Here is a 16174-nt window from a genome sequence, read left to right as displayed (position 1 = left end):
AATTAGCTTCGAAAAAGGTTTATTTTCTGTCTCCAAGTATCCGGAGGAGATAAATGAACAAGTTGATGAAGTCGAGATACAGGGTCAAGGCTCCCATCAGGGCTATCTTCTGTGTGGTCTCGTTGACCTCAATGTCGTCGTGCGACAGGAGTTGCCTGATTTTTTGCGAATCGTAGGCTGTAAGTCCCACAAAGAGCAGCACGCCGATGTAGGAAATAATCATGTCCATCATCGTGTTGTGCAGGAACATGTTCACCAGTGAGGCGATAATCAGTCCGATTACTCCCATCAGGCAAAGACTGCCGATACGGGTGAGGTCTTTCTTGGTGATATAACCGTATAAGGCCGTTACTCCGAATGTTCCGGCTGTCACAAAGAAGGTAGTGGCAATGGAACTGAGGGTATAAATCAGGAAGAGCACGGACATCGTGACCCCGTTCAGTACCGAATAGGTGATGAACAGAAGGGTGGCCGTGGTGAAGCTGATTTTATGTATGCGGGCAGAAAGATACATCACCAGGGCTACTTCGGCAATCAGTAAGCCCCAGAACAAGATGGAGTTCTGCATCATGGCCTCAATGAGGGTGTACGATTTGGCCACGTACATGGCCACAAAGCCCGTAATGACCAGTGCCAGCGTCATCCAAAGATATACACTGCGGAACAAAGCGGTTTGCGCAGCCTTGCTGGCATAACTTTTTACTAGATTGTTTGTTTCCATACGTCTTGATTATTTATTAAAATGTAAGGTATGTCCCATTCTGTCTTTTTTGGTACGCAGGTAGCGCTCGTTGTATTTGTTGGGAGTCACCTCGATAGGTACGTTTTCTACGATTTCCAGTCCGTAAGCTTCCAGTCCCACACGCTTGACTGGATTGTTGGTGAGCAGACGCATCTTGTGGATGCCGATTTCGCGAAGAATCTGTGCGCCTACTCCGTAGTCACGTTCGTCGGCCTGATGTCCCAGACACAGGTTGGCGTCTACCGTATCCATCCCTTCTTCCTGCAACTTGTAGGCTTTCATCTTTTCCATGAGGCCGATGCCGCGTCCTTCCTGGTTCAGGTAGATGATGGCTCCCTTTCCTTCTTTCTCGATTTGCTGCATGGCTTTGTGCAACTGTTCTCCACAGTCGCAGCGCATGGAGCCGAAGATGTCGCCCGTGGCGCAGGAAGAGTGTACACGTACCAGCACCGGCTCGTCTTCAGCGAAAGTGCCTTTAATCAGGGCCACATGTTCCAGTCCGTTGCTTTTCTGGCGGAAAGGAATCAGACGGAAGTGGCCGTATTCGGTCGGCATGTCTACTTCCACTCCTCTTTCTACTAATGATTCCTGCTTGAGGCGGTAAGCGATGAGGTCGGCAATGGAAATCAGTTTGAAGCCGTATTCGTCGGCCATTTTCTTCAATTCCGGCAGACGGGCCATTGTGCCGTCTTCGTTCATCACTTCCATCAGGGCTGCGGCAGGATAGAGTCCGGCCAGACGGGCCATATCCACACAGGCTTCGGTATGTCCGGCACGGCGGAGTACTCCTTTGTCTTGTGCATACAGCGGGTTCACGTGTCCGGGACGTCCGAAGGTTTCCGGTTTGGAAGTCGGGTCGGCCAGCGCACGGATAGTGGCTGCACGGTCGGCAGCCGATACGCCAGTGGTGCATCCTTCCAGTTTGTCGATGGTCACGGTGAACGGTGTGCCCAATACCGACGTGTTGTTCGATACTTGGTGTGGCAAATCCAGTTCCTCACAGCGGGATATGGTGATAGGGGCGCAAAGTACACCTCTTGCATGTTTCAGCATGAAATTTACTTTTTCCGGGGTAATCAGTTCTGCAGCTACCACCAGGTCGCCTTCGTTTTCGCGGTCTTCGTCGTCTACGATGATGACGAATTCTCCTTTGCGGAAATCTTCGATTGCCTCTTCAATTGTATTCAGTTTGATTTTCTCCATAATGATATGATAGTTTAGAATGATTTCTTGATTCTTTCCTGTATGTCACGGCTGGTCTTGACGATGGTTTTCAAGTCTTTGTCCAGACGCACCCGGTAACGCCAGATATTCAGCCAGATGAGCAGTCCGGCCGGGACAATGATACCAATCAGCAGATTAAGCCAGCGGTTGTCCGACACACTCTTGTGCGCCTTTATCGACAGGAACGGATAATTGTTCAATAAGTTCAGCAATACGCTGTCTTTTGAATTGGACAATTCTTCTATCAGTCCTTCCATTTGCTGGCTGATTTCCTTGATGGCATCATCGTGCTTGTTGTTGGTGAACACCCGATAGTAGTTCGGCGGTCCCAGCAGCTTGTGAGTATTGCCGTAAGTCTCACATTCCAGACAGAGCTCATCCAGCTCCTGACAGATTCTGCTGTAGTCGGGGGTATGGATGATGACTTCTTTCTTGAAAATATGACGCGATACTCTGATTCCCAGTATCTTCCGGAAGAAGGCTACATAGACATCGATGTTGAATACCACAGAATCTTTATTGGATTTGTAGGTCAGGAATCCACCCAGTGGAGCCAGGATAATCGTACTCATCCATGTTCCCAGTATGATATTCATTTCTCCACTTTTGGCCACACGGGTAGCTCCGGAGTCGATGATGTAGTAGAGTAAGAAAATCAGTACGGAAATGACCACCGGCATACCCAGTCCTCCTTTTCGGATGATGGCACCCAGCGGGGCTCCGATGAAGAAAAAGATGATACAGGACAGTGACAAAGTGATTTTTTTGTGCCAGTCCGATTGGTGCCGGCGGATGTTCCCGTCGGCCTCCCTTGTCATATAGCTCTTCATGCTCCATTCCGAGATGAGGGAAGAGAGGCGCATTTCGGTGCTGTTGATGGCTTTCAATCGCTGCGCCGATGTCATTCCGTTCAGGATGCTGTCGGTATTGATGAAAGTCAGATGTTCTTTTTCGATTTTAGTAGAATCCGCTTGGGAAAGTACTGGTTTCCGGTAAGTGGTTTTCATGGCATCCGAATACATGGCATGTCCCACACTGTCGGCATACATGTTCAGCGAGTCGATAGCCAGTGAAATCTCCCGCATGTTCTTGATGTCCGAACGTTGGTTCAGGAAGTTGCCGTCGACCATCTCAAAGTTGGTGTCGAAAGCTATCAAGGTATGTTTTTCCTTGAAGGTCTCCCGACGGTAGGGGACGTTGCGTGAAATGACAGACTGGGATTTCAGGTTCTCGAACTGTTCTCCGTTGTACAAATGCAAGTACAAGTGTTTTTTGTCGGCGGTCAGTTCCAGTTTTCCTTCTGCGGCCCAAATGATATGGGCATTTTCAAATCCGTCCGAAAAGTTGTAGATTAAGACGTCTTTCAGGATACCCGTCTCACGGTCTTTCTTCTTCACATAGATGTTGTATCCTTCAATGTCGCTGTAGAACACTCCTTCCGGAATATCGACTTCCGGCGATTTCTGTTTCATGGAAACCAGTAGTGTCCAAAGCTCTTTTTGTGCTTTCGGGCCGATTACGTTCTGAAAAAAAAACGACATGACTCCCAGGAACATGCAGAAAAGGACGACCGGGCGGATAATGCGGAGCAAAGGGATACCCGCAGCCTTCATGGACAGCAGTTCATAGCGTTCCCCAAAGTTACCGAATGTCATTAGGGCAGCCAGAAGAATAGCCAGCGGGAGAGACAGCGGTATCAATGTCAGTGCGGATAAAAAGAAAAACTGGGCAAGCACGTTCATCTCCAGACCTTTTCCTACCAGCTCGTCGACATATCTCCATAGGAACTGCATCATGAAAATGAAAAGGCAGATAAAGAATGTGCCCGAAAAGAGCAGCAGAAAACTCTTTAAGACGAATATATCAAGTTTTTTTATGCGTAGCATTCCTGTGTAATATTATCAGCATGCAAAAGTAGCACAAAAAACGGACAGCAAAATAAAGTTTTGTATATTTTATAGATTTATACTCCGAAAACTCTTTTCAAGGTTTCAATTTGTGAATCCCAAAGGCTGCGTACGTCTTCTTCTTCACCAGGTTCCGCAAAATCTGTAATTTCCAGCGAATGGTCGGTTGTCAGTTCATTGTAATGGATTTTCATTTCGAAATAACTTTTTGTTTCCTCATCGTCCAGCCAGTGGAAACGGATAAAGAATTCCGGTCGGCTGTTGACTACAGCAGCTTGTCGCGTTTCTGTTTTTCCCCAGTGGAAAGTATAGTTTTTCCCTTCTTTTGTCACTTGGTCGGCAAACCAACGTTGTAAGCCTGCAGGGGTACTGATGGCATTCCATATAATGACACTGGAGGAAGGGTTCAGTGGATATTCAATTTGTGTTTTTCTTTTCATGACGTTTTTTGGTGTTTTTATTTGTATTTTTTAGCAACGGCGGCAAATTAAAGTATTTTTTTGTTCACTCCATAGCGATTGGAGAAAATTTTTAGAACTTTTTCTGTGGAGATATTGGGGAAAAAGGCAATGCGTAAAAGAGGAAAATGTTTGTTTTCTCTCTTCGGTGAAGTGGAATGATTTTGTTTACAGTCAGTTAGGTGGACTTTTCTTTTGGATTTATACAGTTATCCATTGAAAAAACAGTAAAAAAAGGAAGATAAATTTGCGCAATTCAAAAACTTGCTCTATCTTTGCACCCGCAATCACGAAATGATGGCGGGATAGCTCAGCTGGTTAGAGCGCATGATTCATAATCATGAGGTCCCCGGTTCAATCCCGGGTCCCGCTACGAAGAATGGTTTAGCCGTTGGGTGGCTTCCACGCCTGGCGGTTTTTTTAATGGAATGGCGGGATAGCTCAGCTGGTTAGAGCGCATGATTCATAATCATGAGGTCCCCGGTTCAATCCCGGGTCCCGCTACAAAAAAAGGACATTCAGAAATTATCTGAATGTCCTTTTTTTGTAGGTATGCAAGGGGTTATTTCTTCCTTTCTTTCCATAAACGTGTCATGTCCTCCAATGTTTTGCCCTTGGTTTCCGGGACCAGCCGCCATACAAAGAGGGCTGCAAGGATACAGACTACTCCGTAGAGTCCATACACGAACATGTGGCCGAATTTATCCCCCATATCTCCGGCACTCATGTTATACATAGGCAGGAAGGTAGAGGAAACAATGAAGTTGAATATCCATTGGAAGGCTACGGCGATGGCTACGGCAGCCCCACGAATGGTGTTGGGGAAAATTTCGGCAATGAGAACCCAACAGATGGGGCCCCAGCTGAACATGAACGAGGCACTGTAGACCATGATGCTGATGACTGGTATCATGGGGGAGAGTCCTGCAACGGCATTGCTGAAAGCCACTCCGAGTGCGCCGATAGCCATACCGGCAGAGCCGTAAATCAGCAGTGGTTTGCGTCCCCATTTTTCTACTGTGAAGACGGCCAGTAAAGTAAACAGGATGTTGACGATACCCATGAATACGGTCTGTACCATCGGATTGCCCATGCCCATGCTTTCAAAGATACGAGGGGCAAAATAGAGTACGGCATTGATGCCCACAGCTTGTTGGAAGACACTCAGCATGATACCGATGAAGATAACCATCCAGCCGTAAGTGAACAGTTTTTCGGTTTTTTCGTTTGCTGTGGCTTTGATTTCACTTAGTATTGTTTTGGCTTGTGTCAGTCCGTTGATCCGACACAATACAAACAAGGCCTTTTCATCACGTCCGGTCATGGCCAGATAACGGGGCGTTTCAGGGACAAACAGTACCAAAAGGGTAAACAGTCCGGCAGGCACTGCTTCGCTGACAAACATCAGACGCCATCCGCTTTCAATGGTCCAGGCTGCTTCTTCCGGATTCATGATGCGGTTCACTCCGTCCACGATTTCCACAACAGGGTTCAGGTGGTCGCCCAGGATGAGGAAGTTGACAAAGTACACTACCAGCTGTCCGAAGATGATGGCAAACTGGTTCCAGGAAACCAGTGTTCCTCGGATATTGCTCGGAGCGATTTCTGCAATGTACATCGGACAGATGGCCGAAGCGAGTCCTACTCCCACACCTCCAACGACGCGGTAGAAGTTGAATGCCACCAATAAAGAGTAGGAGGGAGATCCGTAAGGAAATAGAAGGAATTCCGGATAGTAGGAGCCTAAAGCGGAGAGAAAAAACATGATACCCGCAAACAACAAAGAGAACTTTCTTCCAAAGCGGGATGCGAAATAACCGGAAAGGGCGCTGCCAAGGATACAACCTAAGAGGGCACTCGAAGAAGTGATTCCGTGCCACGTATCAGTATAGACAAAATCGTCTGCTCCCATGAAGAAGGCTTGGAGTCCTTTTTCGGCGCCAGAGATAACGGCAGTGTCGTAGCCGAACAGCAATCCTCCGAGTACAGCGACAAGTACGATGGAGAACAGATAGATTCTGCTTCCTTTTTCTGTGTAATCCATAATAAAAAGTTTTAAAGGAAAAGAAAACCGGCATACCCGGTCGGGGAAGATGAACTTCACCGACGGGCATGCCGGCTGGGCGCTAAAATTTTAGCTCATTAGCAATACATGTTTACAATAGCTTCGTACAATTCTTGTTTTCCGCTGGTCTGTTTCGGTTCGCCTGCGGTTTTTGCGTATGCTACAACATCTTCCAGGGTCAGCTTGCCTTCTTCAAAATCTTTTCCTTTTCCGCTGTCAAATGAAGCGTAGCGGTCGGCAAACATCTTTTTGTAAGGAGATTCTTCGAGCAGACGGGCTGCATTTTCCAATGCACGTGCCATGGCATCCATTCCGGCGATGTGTGCGATGAAGATATCTTCCAGGTCGGTGGAGTTACGGCGTGTTTTGGCATCGAAGTTAGTACCGCCGTTGCCCAGACCACCGCCACGGATAATCTGCATCATGGCCTGAATCAGTTCATAATTGTCGATAGGGAACTGGTCAGTATCCCATCCGTTCTGATAGTCACCGCGGTTGGCGTCGATAGAGCCCAGCATGCCGTTGTCGACAGCGACAGCCAGTTCGTGTTCAAAGGTATGGCCGGCCAGTGTGGCGTGGTTTACTTCGATGTTTACTTTGAAGTCTTTGTCCAGTCCGTGTGCTCTCAGGAAGCCGATTACGGTTTCTGTATCTACGTCATACTGATGTTTGGTCGGTTCCATAGGTTTGGGTTCAACCAGGAAGGTTCCTTTAAAGCCTTTTGCACGGGCATAATCACGAGCCATTTTCAGCATCTGTGCCAAGTGTTCTTTTTCACGTTTCTGGTCGGTGTTCAGCAGTGACATGTAACCTTCACGGCCTCCCCAGAAAACGTAGTTCGTACCACCCAGTTCGATTGTCGCATCGATGGCATTCTTGATTTGTACAGCAGCACGAGCCACTACATCGAAATCAGGATTGGTAGCTGCACCGTTCATATAGCGTGCATGGCCGAATACGTTGGCCGTACCCCACAACAGCTTGATGCCTGTTTCTTCTTGTTTCTTCTTGAGATAGGCTACGATTTTCTTCAGGTTGGCTTCGTATTCTTCGATGGTTGCTGCTTCGTCGCACAAGTCTACATCGTGGAAGCAGTAGTATTCAATACCGATTTTCTGCATGAACTCAAAGCCTGCATCTGCCTTGTCTTTTGCAGCCTGTACTTTGTCCGGATTTCCTTTCCAAGGGAAAGTCTTGGTTCCACCGCCGAACTGGTCGCCGCCTTCAGCACACAATGTATGCCACCAAGCCATTGCAAACTTCAACCATTCTTTCATCGGCTTGCCCATGATGATTTTGTTTGCATCGTAATAACGGAAAGCCATCGGGTTTTTGCTTTCTACACCTTCGAATTTGATTTTTCCGATACCCGGAAAGTACTCTTTTGTTGCCATAATATTTTGTTTTAGAAGTTAATGAATAATTTATTTTCTTGTAGATTTTTCGAGATATTCTTTCCAACGTGCGTATGCGTCGGCGTAGGCGGTCTCATCGGATGCTTTCGGCTCGATGACAGCCAGTTTGTCGAGTGTGGCAAACGCTTCTATGTGGTCGTGGTAGATACCGGCTCCCATTCCGGCTCCTTTTGCGGCGCCTACAGAGCCGTCGGTGTCATACAGTTCAATTGTCGCTCCGGTTACTCCGGCCAGAGTGTCACGGAAAAGCGGGCTCAGGAACATGTTGGCGTGTCCGGCATGGATTTTCTTGACTTCCATTCCCATACCTTTCATGATGTCGATACCATAGCGGAAAGAGAATACAATTCCTTCCTGTGCGGCACGCAACAGATGACTGCGGTTGTGAAGATTGAAGTTGATGCCTTGGATGGAACAGCCTGTTTCCTGATTTTGCAACATACGCTCCGCGCCATTACCAAACGGGAGAATACTGATGCCGTCCGCACCGATTGGAGCTTGGGCTGCCACTTCGTTCATTTCTGCATAATTTAAGTCGGAAGCGAGCGTACGCTTCATCCAGGAATTCAGGATACCTGTGCCATTGATGCAGAGCAGGACACCCAAACGGGTTTGTGAAGCGGTATGATTGACATGTGCAAAGGTATTGACACGTGACTGTGGGTCGTAGTTCACACTACCGTTCACGCCATATACTACTCCGGATGTACCTGCGGTAGAAGCAATCTCGCCTGGATTGAATACGTTCAATGAGAGTGCGTTGTTGGGCTGGTCGCCGGCGCGGTAGGTTACTGGAGTACCTGCTTTCAATCCCAATTCGGCCGCTACCTTTTCAGTCAGTTTCCCCTGTTCGGAGAAAGTGGGGCGGACATCGGCCAAAAGGGAAGCGTCAAGACCGTAATAATTCAGCAGGAAGTCGGCCACTTTGTTTTCCTTGAAATCCCAAAACATTCCTTCGGACAATCCGGATACAGTAGTACAGATTTCTCCAGTCAGGCGCATGGCGATGTAGTCGCCCGGAAGCATCACTTTATAAATTTTGGCATAGATGTCCGGTTCATTTTCTTTTACCCATGCCAGTTTGGAAGCCGTGAAATTACCCGGTGAATTGAGCAGATGGGAAAGGCACTGTGCTTCTCCTAACTCCTGAAAGGCCTTTTGCCCGTAGGGTACGGCTCTGGAATCACACCATATAATGGAAGGACGGAGCACCTGCTGATTCTTGTCTACGCATACCAGCCCGTGCATTTGATATGAAATACCAATGGCTTTGATTTCTTCTGCTTTGGCTCCTGAATTTGTCAGTACGGATTGGGTAGCCAGTTTCAGGTTTTCCCACCAGTTTTGCGGGTCTTGTTCGGCCCACCCTTGTTTTATTGCAATGATGGCAGCTTCTGTCTTCGGGAAAAAGGCGGATGCTGCGCACTTTCCGGTCTCTACATTGACCAGACTCGCCTTGACTGACGAGCTTCCTATGTCATAACCTAATAAGTACATATTTTTATATTGTTTTTAATTATCTTCTTGTTTTGTTGTAGATTTTCCGGTCGAAGCGGTAGTAACGTGCAGCACGATGGGAAACGCCTTGCTCGTATTCTTCCAAGGGTACAATGTATTCCATCATGGAAATCTTTTTGTGAAAATTGCGTACATCCAGTTGTTTTCCATATACTACTTCATAGAGCATGCGGAGTTGTAAGGCCGTGAACTTGCGTGGAAGCAATTCGAAAATACACGACGGATTAAATTCAATATGCTGGCGGATGAACCGCATGGCCTCGGCGATAATCAGGTTATGGTCGAAAGCCAAGTCCTTTACCTCCTCGAGAGCAACCCATTCGGCCTTGTATTCATCCAAATTCTTATTGAGTGTCTTGTCTATTTTGACAAGGGCGAGATAGGCAATTGTAACAATCCGTTCCACTTTGGCTTTTTCCGCTCTTTCTAGCCAATGTATGTCTTTGGGGTTCTTGGTACGGTTCTTGGAACCAAACGCCTTGAACTGCATCAGGTTGACGTTTTTAAGACCTGTCAAGTCGCGAAGAACCCGTTTGGCTGCGTCGTCCAAATCTTCATCCATATAGATGAGGCTTCCCGGAAGCTTCATGTCATGGAAGACTTCTCCACTTTCTTCTCCCATACGTTTGACGAGTAATACTTTCAGTTTTTCCCCATCAAATCCGATTACTACGCAGTCGACCGAGATATGATTATTGGCTAATTGTCTTGTGTATTCCATAAGCATTTTTCTGTCTACCCTGCAAAGAACGTTTTTTTAATTGAAATATGCAATAGGATTTTATTCATTATAAAAGCTTATTGTTCAATAAAATAAATATCTTCTTTTGTACAATATCGTAATTCATTGTTTTTGTATCTCATACAATATGTATTTGGGGCGATTTCTCTTTTAGGGCTTTTAAAAATCGTGATAGAATTGAAGTGGCGAATATTCAAGGATTTAGCTTGTGTACATAAAGTTATGAGAGCAGGTTACTTATTGTATTTTACGTTTGCAGGATTGGGAAAACTGGCCATTGTGTGAATGACAGGGGATAATGGTAATTTTCTTTATGTGTTAAAAATTTAAAAGAGAAAAAATGTACCTTTGCATTGGTTTTTAAAGAGGAAATGAAGTATGGAAGATTCAATGAAACTGATTATGCTAGGTACGGGAAATGCGGCCGTAGTGAACTGTTACAATACGTGCTTCGCACTTTGCCGTGGTGAAAGCTTTTTTCTGGTGGATGCAGGAGGAGGTAACGGTATTTTGCAACAGCTACAGAAAGCCCATATATCTTTGAACGGAATTCATGAGATATTTGTGACTCATGCGCATACCGACCATATTCTGGGAGTGATATGGATGATTCGTGTGGTGGCGCAGGCCATCCAAAAAGGAGAGTACGAGGGCAAGTTACGTGTGTATGGGCATGAAAAGGTGGTGAAGGTGCTCGATTGGATTTGCCGGATGACTTTACCGAAAAAGATTGTTGCCCGTTTGGGAGAAGACATTCTGTTGTGTGAAGTAGAGACTGGAGGAAGATTTCAAGCCATCGGCTTGGAGATGGAATGTTTTGACATTGCTTCTACCAAGGAAAAACAGTTTGGTTTCCGGACTACGCTGCCCGACGGACAGTCGCTGGTCTGTCTGGGTGATGAGCCCTACAATGAATGCAACCGCCATTATGTGGAAGGAGCCGACTGGTTGTTGTGTGAGGCTTTCTGCCTGTATGAAGACCGGGAACGTTTCAAGCCCTACGAAAAGCATCATAGTACAGCGCTTGATGCCGGACGGCTGGCTGCCCAGCTTGGTGTAAAAAATCTGTTGCTGTATCACACGGAGGACAAGACACTGGCTGCGAGGAAGATGCGTTATACGGCAGAAGCCGCCTTACAGTTCGGTGGAAAAGTCTATGTACCGGATGATTTGGAAGAGATTCTTCTGTAGGATGGTGAAGTGGTGATTATGCGGTAACAGAAACGCTTTCTGAAAACAAAAACAACCGTCGTACCCCTGAAGGGCAGACGGTTGTTCGATTTTAGGGCTAGAATTCGATATCTGTACGTTTGTTGACCAGCAGCTGATACTTTATATATCCTCCAGACTTGGCAGAATATTTTGTGTAAATCGCCGTGATTGTTCCTTTCGCTCCATTTTGAGGAAGCGCATCAAGGGCGAAATTTGCATATCCGCTTACCCGTACAATCAAGTTCCCCTTTTTATCGGTTTCGTCAGTGGCATTATACGTGAACAAGGAGGAACCGTAATATCTTTGGTTCTGGTAATTATAGGCAAAGGTAGGGGTTAGTCCTTCATCTTTAAAATATTTGTTTGTGTAAGTGGCTTCCGTGGCATTGTTGAGATTCACGGTTTCCAGGTATTGCGGATATCTGTCTCCGTCGAACGTACCTTCTTTGTAGGTCAGTCCTTTGAACCGGACAAGACGGCCCAGGCATTCATCCGTCAATGCGGTTTTGTAATTTTCGGATGTGACAACGGGCAGATTTTCCTCTGTAAGCTGTCCGGAGGGTCCCATAAAGATGTGGGCATCCCGTTCTATCTGCGTTTCAAGATTTCTATTGGCATAATTCTTGGCAATGTCTTTTTCGCTTGGCACACCTCCCACGCTGAGCATATACCTGTAGTTCCCGATGGCAAGTCCCTTCAATTTTACATAGAGGGTTTGCCCCATCGGATAATACACATAATTGCTCACCATCAGCTTTAATTCGATGGCGGCAGTTCCGTCGTCTATATATACCGATTTATATACGTTTCCTGCCTGGTCGCTGGATATCACTTTTCCTTTTATGATGTAGTCTTCGGTAATCTCTTTATATTGGGCAAGTCCTACGCCGGCACACATTTCTTTAAGAGATTTGATTGTAATTATTTCTTCCCCTTTTGTCGTAAAGTCGGAATCATTCCAGACTTTGGCCAAAGCGGGTTCATCAAAGTCGTTGTAGCAGCTGGTGGTACCGAGGGTCATAGCCAGCATTATTCCAAAAATCAATAGTTTATTCTTCATGATAGTATCTTTTGGGAGAGTTAGAAACGGAAATACACATTCAAATAATAGTTTGTACCCATCATATAGAAATATTTGGCGTCGAAAGGCTGATAAGTGAGTGTGCTGGCTTCCTTGTTTTTCAGCAGTCGGATTTGCTCGTAACCTCCGGTTTTGATGCCTTGGTTGTTGAGCAGATTATCCACACTCAGGCTGAAGCCAAGCGTATAGGCACGATAGATATACCAGTTTTTGCCGATACTGGCATTCATGACATAGGCTGCATCAAATTTCTCTTGTCCCCGGATGGCGCGGAGCATTTCCGGGTTTTCGAGCATCGGTTTGGTCAGCACAGCATCTGTGCGATAAAGCGGACTCATGGATAAGTACATGTGGTTGTAGTAATTCATGTCTAACGACAGGAACCAGTTGCTTTTGCTGCGATAAGACAGACCGATGTTGGCAGCTGTCTGTGGGGTACTTTCCACCCGTTTATTTTTCCAGTACACTTTTCCCTGGTTGATAATGGCTGCACTGTTGTCTTGAATCTGTACATAGTTGGGGTTATTGGAATAGATATATTGTCCCCAGCTGAATGCGCCTTTCAGTGCCACTCCCTGATACAAAGGAATGGACGCAGCCACTTCCAGTCCGAAATGCTGTTTGCGGATACCGCTCATTGCAAAGTTGGAGAAGGTAGCTTCCACATCATCATAGTAGGAAATCACCTTGGTCTGGTCCTTGAACGTGGTGTAATAGCCAGAGAGACGAGCCTTGAAGTCACCGATACGCAGGTTGTAAGATGCGTCTACCCCAAAAATCTTTTCCGTGGTTATCCCGGGCGTAATGTCATTACGGGTGCGGGGAGATACGAATGCCGACTGGAAGGAGGGTGCATCCTGCATGTATACGACATTCGCTTCAAAGTTATGAGCCGATGACAGTATATACCTGAGGTTAGCTTTGGCCTTGTATGTAAGATAATCCAGCTTTTGGGAATCTCCTTGCGAATTGTTCAGGAACAATCCCTTTTTCCAGATACCGTGTCGCCACAAAGAGGCATAGCCTATTTCTCCGCCAAGTTTCACTTGCAGATTGTGGAGAAGATGAAAGTCATATTGCAGCCATCCGCGGGTATGGAACACATTTCCGTAATAGTCATAGCTGTATTTGTCTCCTTTGCGGACAATGGGTGCTTTGCCATATTTTTCGTAATAATCCATGTTGTTCTGGTACGAAACGATGTCTATGCCCAAGTCTCTTTCTGCAAATTTATCAATATCCACCCAATAGTCTCCTCCCAGCAGGTCTTTCACTTGACTGTAATATTCAGTCCGGTTCCGACGGATGTTGACTCCTCCGTTCAGTTGGGTATTGTTCTTGAACAGGTGTGAGAATTGTGTATAGAGATTCCAGTCCATCTGGTCTGCATGGCGTTCTTCTATCATGTTGATGGAACGGTGTCCTTCTCCATAATTGGCATTGGCAGGCTGGTTGCGGTTAATCATGTACAGATTATCCCAATTGATATGACGGATATTGTCTGTATTGGACAGCCATGCCTCTTCCAGCCATGCACCGGTAGTAGTGCCTTGGTAATAGCTCGGCAAATACCGGTAGTAATCAGGGCGTGGGTCAGGCCCGCTGTACCATGTAAGTGCAGAGTAACCATTTTTCCCGAATCGCAATGACGTGGCTACATTGAGCTGAGTCCGGTCGGAAATGTCGAAAGTATAGTTCAGCAAGGCAAGCGGTTCATGGTAATTGCGGACTCTTGCGTTACGTCGTTTGCCGCTTTGCCATCCCCAGTTGGGATTGTAGTAATTGTTTCCCACCAAATCATAAGCCTCCTGGGTAGATGCCTGTTGTGCCCCTCTTTCCGTGGGAGCTCCAAGAAGGGTCAGCCCCAGTCGGTGACGGGAGTCGAACTGTTTCTCAACGGCTGCAAAATAACCGAAGGCATTGTAAAATACTCCATTCACATAGGCATTGTTTCCTTGTCGCGTGGAGATAGAGAAAGCATACGACCATCCGTTGTCCTGTGCGCCCGATGCATAAGTCAGCATCCCTCTGAACCGATACATCGAGTTGGTATTGACCAGACTGGCTCTGAAACCTTTTCGCATTTGTGACGGGCGGGTGTTGATATTGGTCACACCGGCAATGCCGCCAATCCCCATTTCTCCCATCTGCAGTCCCGTGGTAACCTCCTGGTTCCGGGTAGCGTCGTTAAGGCCACTCCAGAGCGACCAAGGGGTATAGCCGGTCATGGCGTCGTTCAATTGGATACCGTTCATATAGACATCCGAGAATTGGGAATCATATCCTCTGACATTGAATCTCATTTCACTGAACTGATAGGATGCGATGTTGTTGAATACATCCTTTGAGGCGGAAAGTGAGGTAGGCAAAGATGGTGCATCATCTATAGTTTCCGTATCAAACTCGGCAAAGATGGCATCGTCCATAGCCTGAAGGCTGTTGGCCGGTACCATAATGACTTTCAGCTCACGCATGTTTTTGCCTACTCTGACAGGGAGAGTCAGGTCTTCGAATTCGGCCGTTTCAAAATGCAGTTCATATTCTCCGGGGCCGACCTCTTCAAATAAAAACTCACCTTGTTCATCCGTTGTGGCTGTTCGGTCGCCAGGAGTCAGCAGGATGTGTACGTGATCGATGGCCATACGGCTTGTGCGCGATATGACACGTCCTTTGATGCCTCCGCCGATTTGTGCGATACCGTTTAGTGTCCACATCGATATCAGCAGTATCAATAATGTTTTTAATTTCATAAGATAAAGATTTAATGTTACTTGCCTATATAAATATACACGGGGAAGTGGTCGCTGAATCCTCCTTGGAAGTTGTTACCCACATAGGTGCGCAGAGGGTATCCTTTAAACTGTCCTTCTTTCTGTACCATGTAATGCCGTTTGAAAATGTTGCCGTAGAATTTCGATTTTTCTGCCTTTTTCAGCTTAAGTCCGTCGGAATTCCCGTTTATCAGGTTCCCGCTGACAATCATATTGTCGAAAATGTTCCAGGCATCTCCATAGGCCAGGGTTCCATATCCGGCTTTCAATAAGGCTGCATTAGGGGCATAATAGTCTTCCGGTTTGACTTCCTTGGCTTTGGTTTTGGCTCCTATTCCCTTTTCTCCGGCCACACTCTCGTCCGTCGGGTCATCGTTGAAGTCGCCCATCATAACGACTTTGGTAGCGGGACGGAGTGCTCTTACAGAGTCGGCAATGTGTCTCATCTGTCTTCCTACTGCAATACGTTTAAATGCAGAAGCTTCCTTTCCTCCCAGTCTTGAAGGCCAGTGGGCCACCATGAAAAAGAAATCTTCATGGTCGATTTTTCCCCACATGGTGACAATATCCCGGGTCTTGAAGTTAGGCAATGAGGGAATCACCGTGCGTATGGCCTTGGAGCCTTCCAGCTGCAGTACATCCGGGCGGTACAGGAAGGCGGCGTCCACCCCTCGTATTTCCGGGGAGTCGTAATGCACGATGTGATAGTTGGCAGGAGAAAGCTTCTTGGTGGCTACAATATCTTCCAGCACGTTGCGGTTTTCCACTTCGCATACGCCGATGACAACCGGATAACTCTTGTCGATGGCCGCTATGTCGAAGAATACTTTCTCAATGTTGCTCAATTTCTTGTCATACTTGTCCTGTGTCCATTTCTTGGGACCGTCAGGAGTAAACTCGTCGTCTAACACGTCTGGGTCGTTTTCCAAATCGAAAAAGTTTTCCAGGTTATAGAATACCACCTTATAAGGCTTTTGAGCGTGTCCTGACGTGTAAAACGATAAAATTGCAAATAGAATCGTAAATATAGGTTTCATCT

General features: G+C 46.6%; 12 protein-coding genes and 2 tRNA genes. 3 read left to right on the top strand and 11 right to left on the bottom strand.

Features of this window, described 5'->3' with window-relative positions; all coding sequences use genetic code 11:
• Positions 1 to 19: 19 nt before the first annotated feature.
• The 4 genes from OIM59_RS13835 to OIM59_RS13820 all read right to left on the bottom strand — a co-directional run bounded on the left by OIM59_RS13835 (position 20) and on the right by OIM59_RS13820 (position 4313).
• Positions 20 to 721, bottom strand: a complete 702-nt coding sequence (locus OIM59_RS13835; RefSeq protein ID WP_299171848.1) for a Bax inhibitor-1/YccA family protein — start codon at positions 719 to 721, stop codon at positions 20 to 22.
• Positions 722 to 730: 9 nt separating this feature from the next.
• On the bottom strand, positions 731 to 1945 hold the full coding sequence (locus tag OIM59_RS13830) for a bifunctional 3,4-dihydroxy-2-butanone-4-phosphate synthase/GTP cyclohydrolase II (RefSeq protein ID WP_299171845.1): 1215 nt from the start codon (positions 1943 to 1945) through the stop codon (positions 731 to 733).
• Positions 1946 to 1959: 14 nt separating this feature from the next.
• The gene (locus OIM59_RS13825) at positions 1960 to 3852 is read right to left on the bottom strand and encodes an LptF/LptG family permease (RefSeq protein ID WP_299171842.1); all 1893 of its coding nucleotides are present in this window, start codon (positions 3850 to 3852) and stop codon (positions 1960 to 1962) included.
• A gap of 77 nt (positions 3853 to 3929) precedes the next feature.
• A complete protein-coding gene (locus tag OIM59_RS13820) occupies positions 3930 to 4313 on the bottom strand; it encodes an START-like domain-containing protein (RefSeq protein ID WP_303897243.1) in 384 nt (127 codons plus the stop codon).
• A gap of 317 nt (positions 4314 to 4630) precedes the next feature.
• Between OIM59_RS13820 and OIM59_RS13815 the strand changes: the two genes are divergently transcribed.
• Together OIM59_RS13815 and OIM59_RS13810 are read left to right on the top strand one after the other, a co-directional pair.
• Positions 4631 to 4704 (top strand) — tRNA-Met (locus OIM59_RS13815).
• A gap of 57 nt (positions 4705 to 4761) precedes the next feature.
• Positions 4762 to 4835, top strand: a tRNA-Met gene (locus OIM59_RS13810).
• A 58-nt stretch (positions 4836 to 4893) separates the two neighbouring features.
• Here the strand turns inward: OIM59_RS13810 and xylE are convergent.
• The 4 genes from xylE to OIM59_RS13790 form a co-directional block, all read right to left on the bottom strand.
• A complete protein-coding gene (gene xylE / locus OIM59_RS13805) occupies positions 4894 to 6375 on the bottom strand; it encodes a D-xylose transporter XylE (protein WP_303897241.1) in 1482 nt (493 codons plus the stop codon).
• A gap of 98 nt (positions 6376 to 6473) precedes the next feature.
• Entirely contained in the window at positions 6474 to 7790 is a 1317-nt protein-coding gene (gene xylA / locus OIM59_RS13800) for a xylose isomerase (RefSeq protein WP_303897239.1), read from the bottom strand.
• Between the two features lie 30 nt (positions 7791 to 7820).
• Positions 7821 to 9308 (bottom strand): xylulokinase, encoded by a 1488-nt coding sequence (locus tag OIM59_RS13795; RefSeq protein ID WP_299170124.1) that lies wholly within the window; start codon positions 9306 to 9308, stop codon positions 7821 to 7823.
• Positions 9309 to 9327: 19 nt separating this feature from the next.
• Positions 9328 to 10056, bottom strand: a complete 729-nt coding sequence (locus tag OIM59_RS13790; protein ID WP_299170123.1) for an NUDIX domain-containing protein — start codon at positions 10054 to 10056, stop codon at positions 9328 to 9330.
• Between the two features lie 393 nt (positions 10057 to 10449).
• Here OIM59_RS13790 and OIM59_RS13785 point away from each other — a divergent pair, with 393 nt between their 5' ends.
• Entirely contained in the window at positions 10450 to 11262 is an 813-nt protein-coding gene (locus OIM59_RS13785; protein WP_303897237.1) for an MBL fold metallo-hydrolase, read from the top strand.
• 97 nt (positions 11263 to 11359) lie between these two features.
• Here the strand turns inward: OIM59_RS13785 and OIM59_RS13780 are convergent, their stop codons facing one another.
• The 3 genes from OIM59_RS13780 to OIM59_RS13770 are packed head-to-tail and all read right to left on the bottom strand — an operon-like array spanning position 11360 to position 16172.
• The gene (locus tag OIM59_RS13780; RefSeq protein WP_303897235.1) at positions 11360 to 12343 is read right to left on the bottom strand and encodes a DUF5689 domain-containing protein; all 984 of its coding nucleotides are present in this window, start codon (positions 12341 to 12343) and stop codon (positions 11360 to 11362) included.
• A gap of 20 nt (positions 12344 to 12363) precedes the next feature.
• On the bottom strand, positions 12364 to 15114 hold the full coding sequence (locus OIM59_RS13775; protein WP_303897232.1) for a TonB-dependent receptor: 2751 nt from the start codon (positions 15112 to 15114) through the stop codon (positions 12364 to 12366).
• Between the two features lie 17 nt (positions 15115 to 15131).
• Positions 15132 to 16172: an endonuclease/exonuclease/phosphatase family protein gene (locus tag OIM59_RS13770; RefSeq protein WP_299170119.1), complete on the bottom strand. Its 1041-nt coding sequence runs from the start codon at positions 16170 to 16172 to the stop codon at positions 15132 to 15134.
• Positions 16173 to 16174: the final 2 nt, after the last annotated feature.

The organism is Bacteroides mediterraneensis, from assembly GCF_025993685.1.
In the GTDB taxonomy this organism is placed as follows: Bacteria; Bacteroidota; Bacteroidia; order Bacteroidales; family Bacteroidaceae; genus Phocaeicola; species Phocaeicola mediterraneensis_A.
Note: the sequence above shows the minus strand (reverse complement) of the source record. Positions and strands in the feature narration are given on the sequence as shown.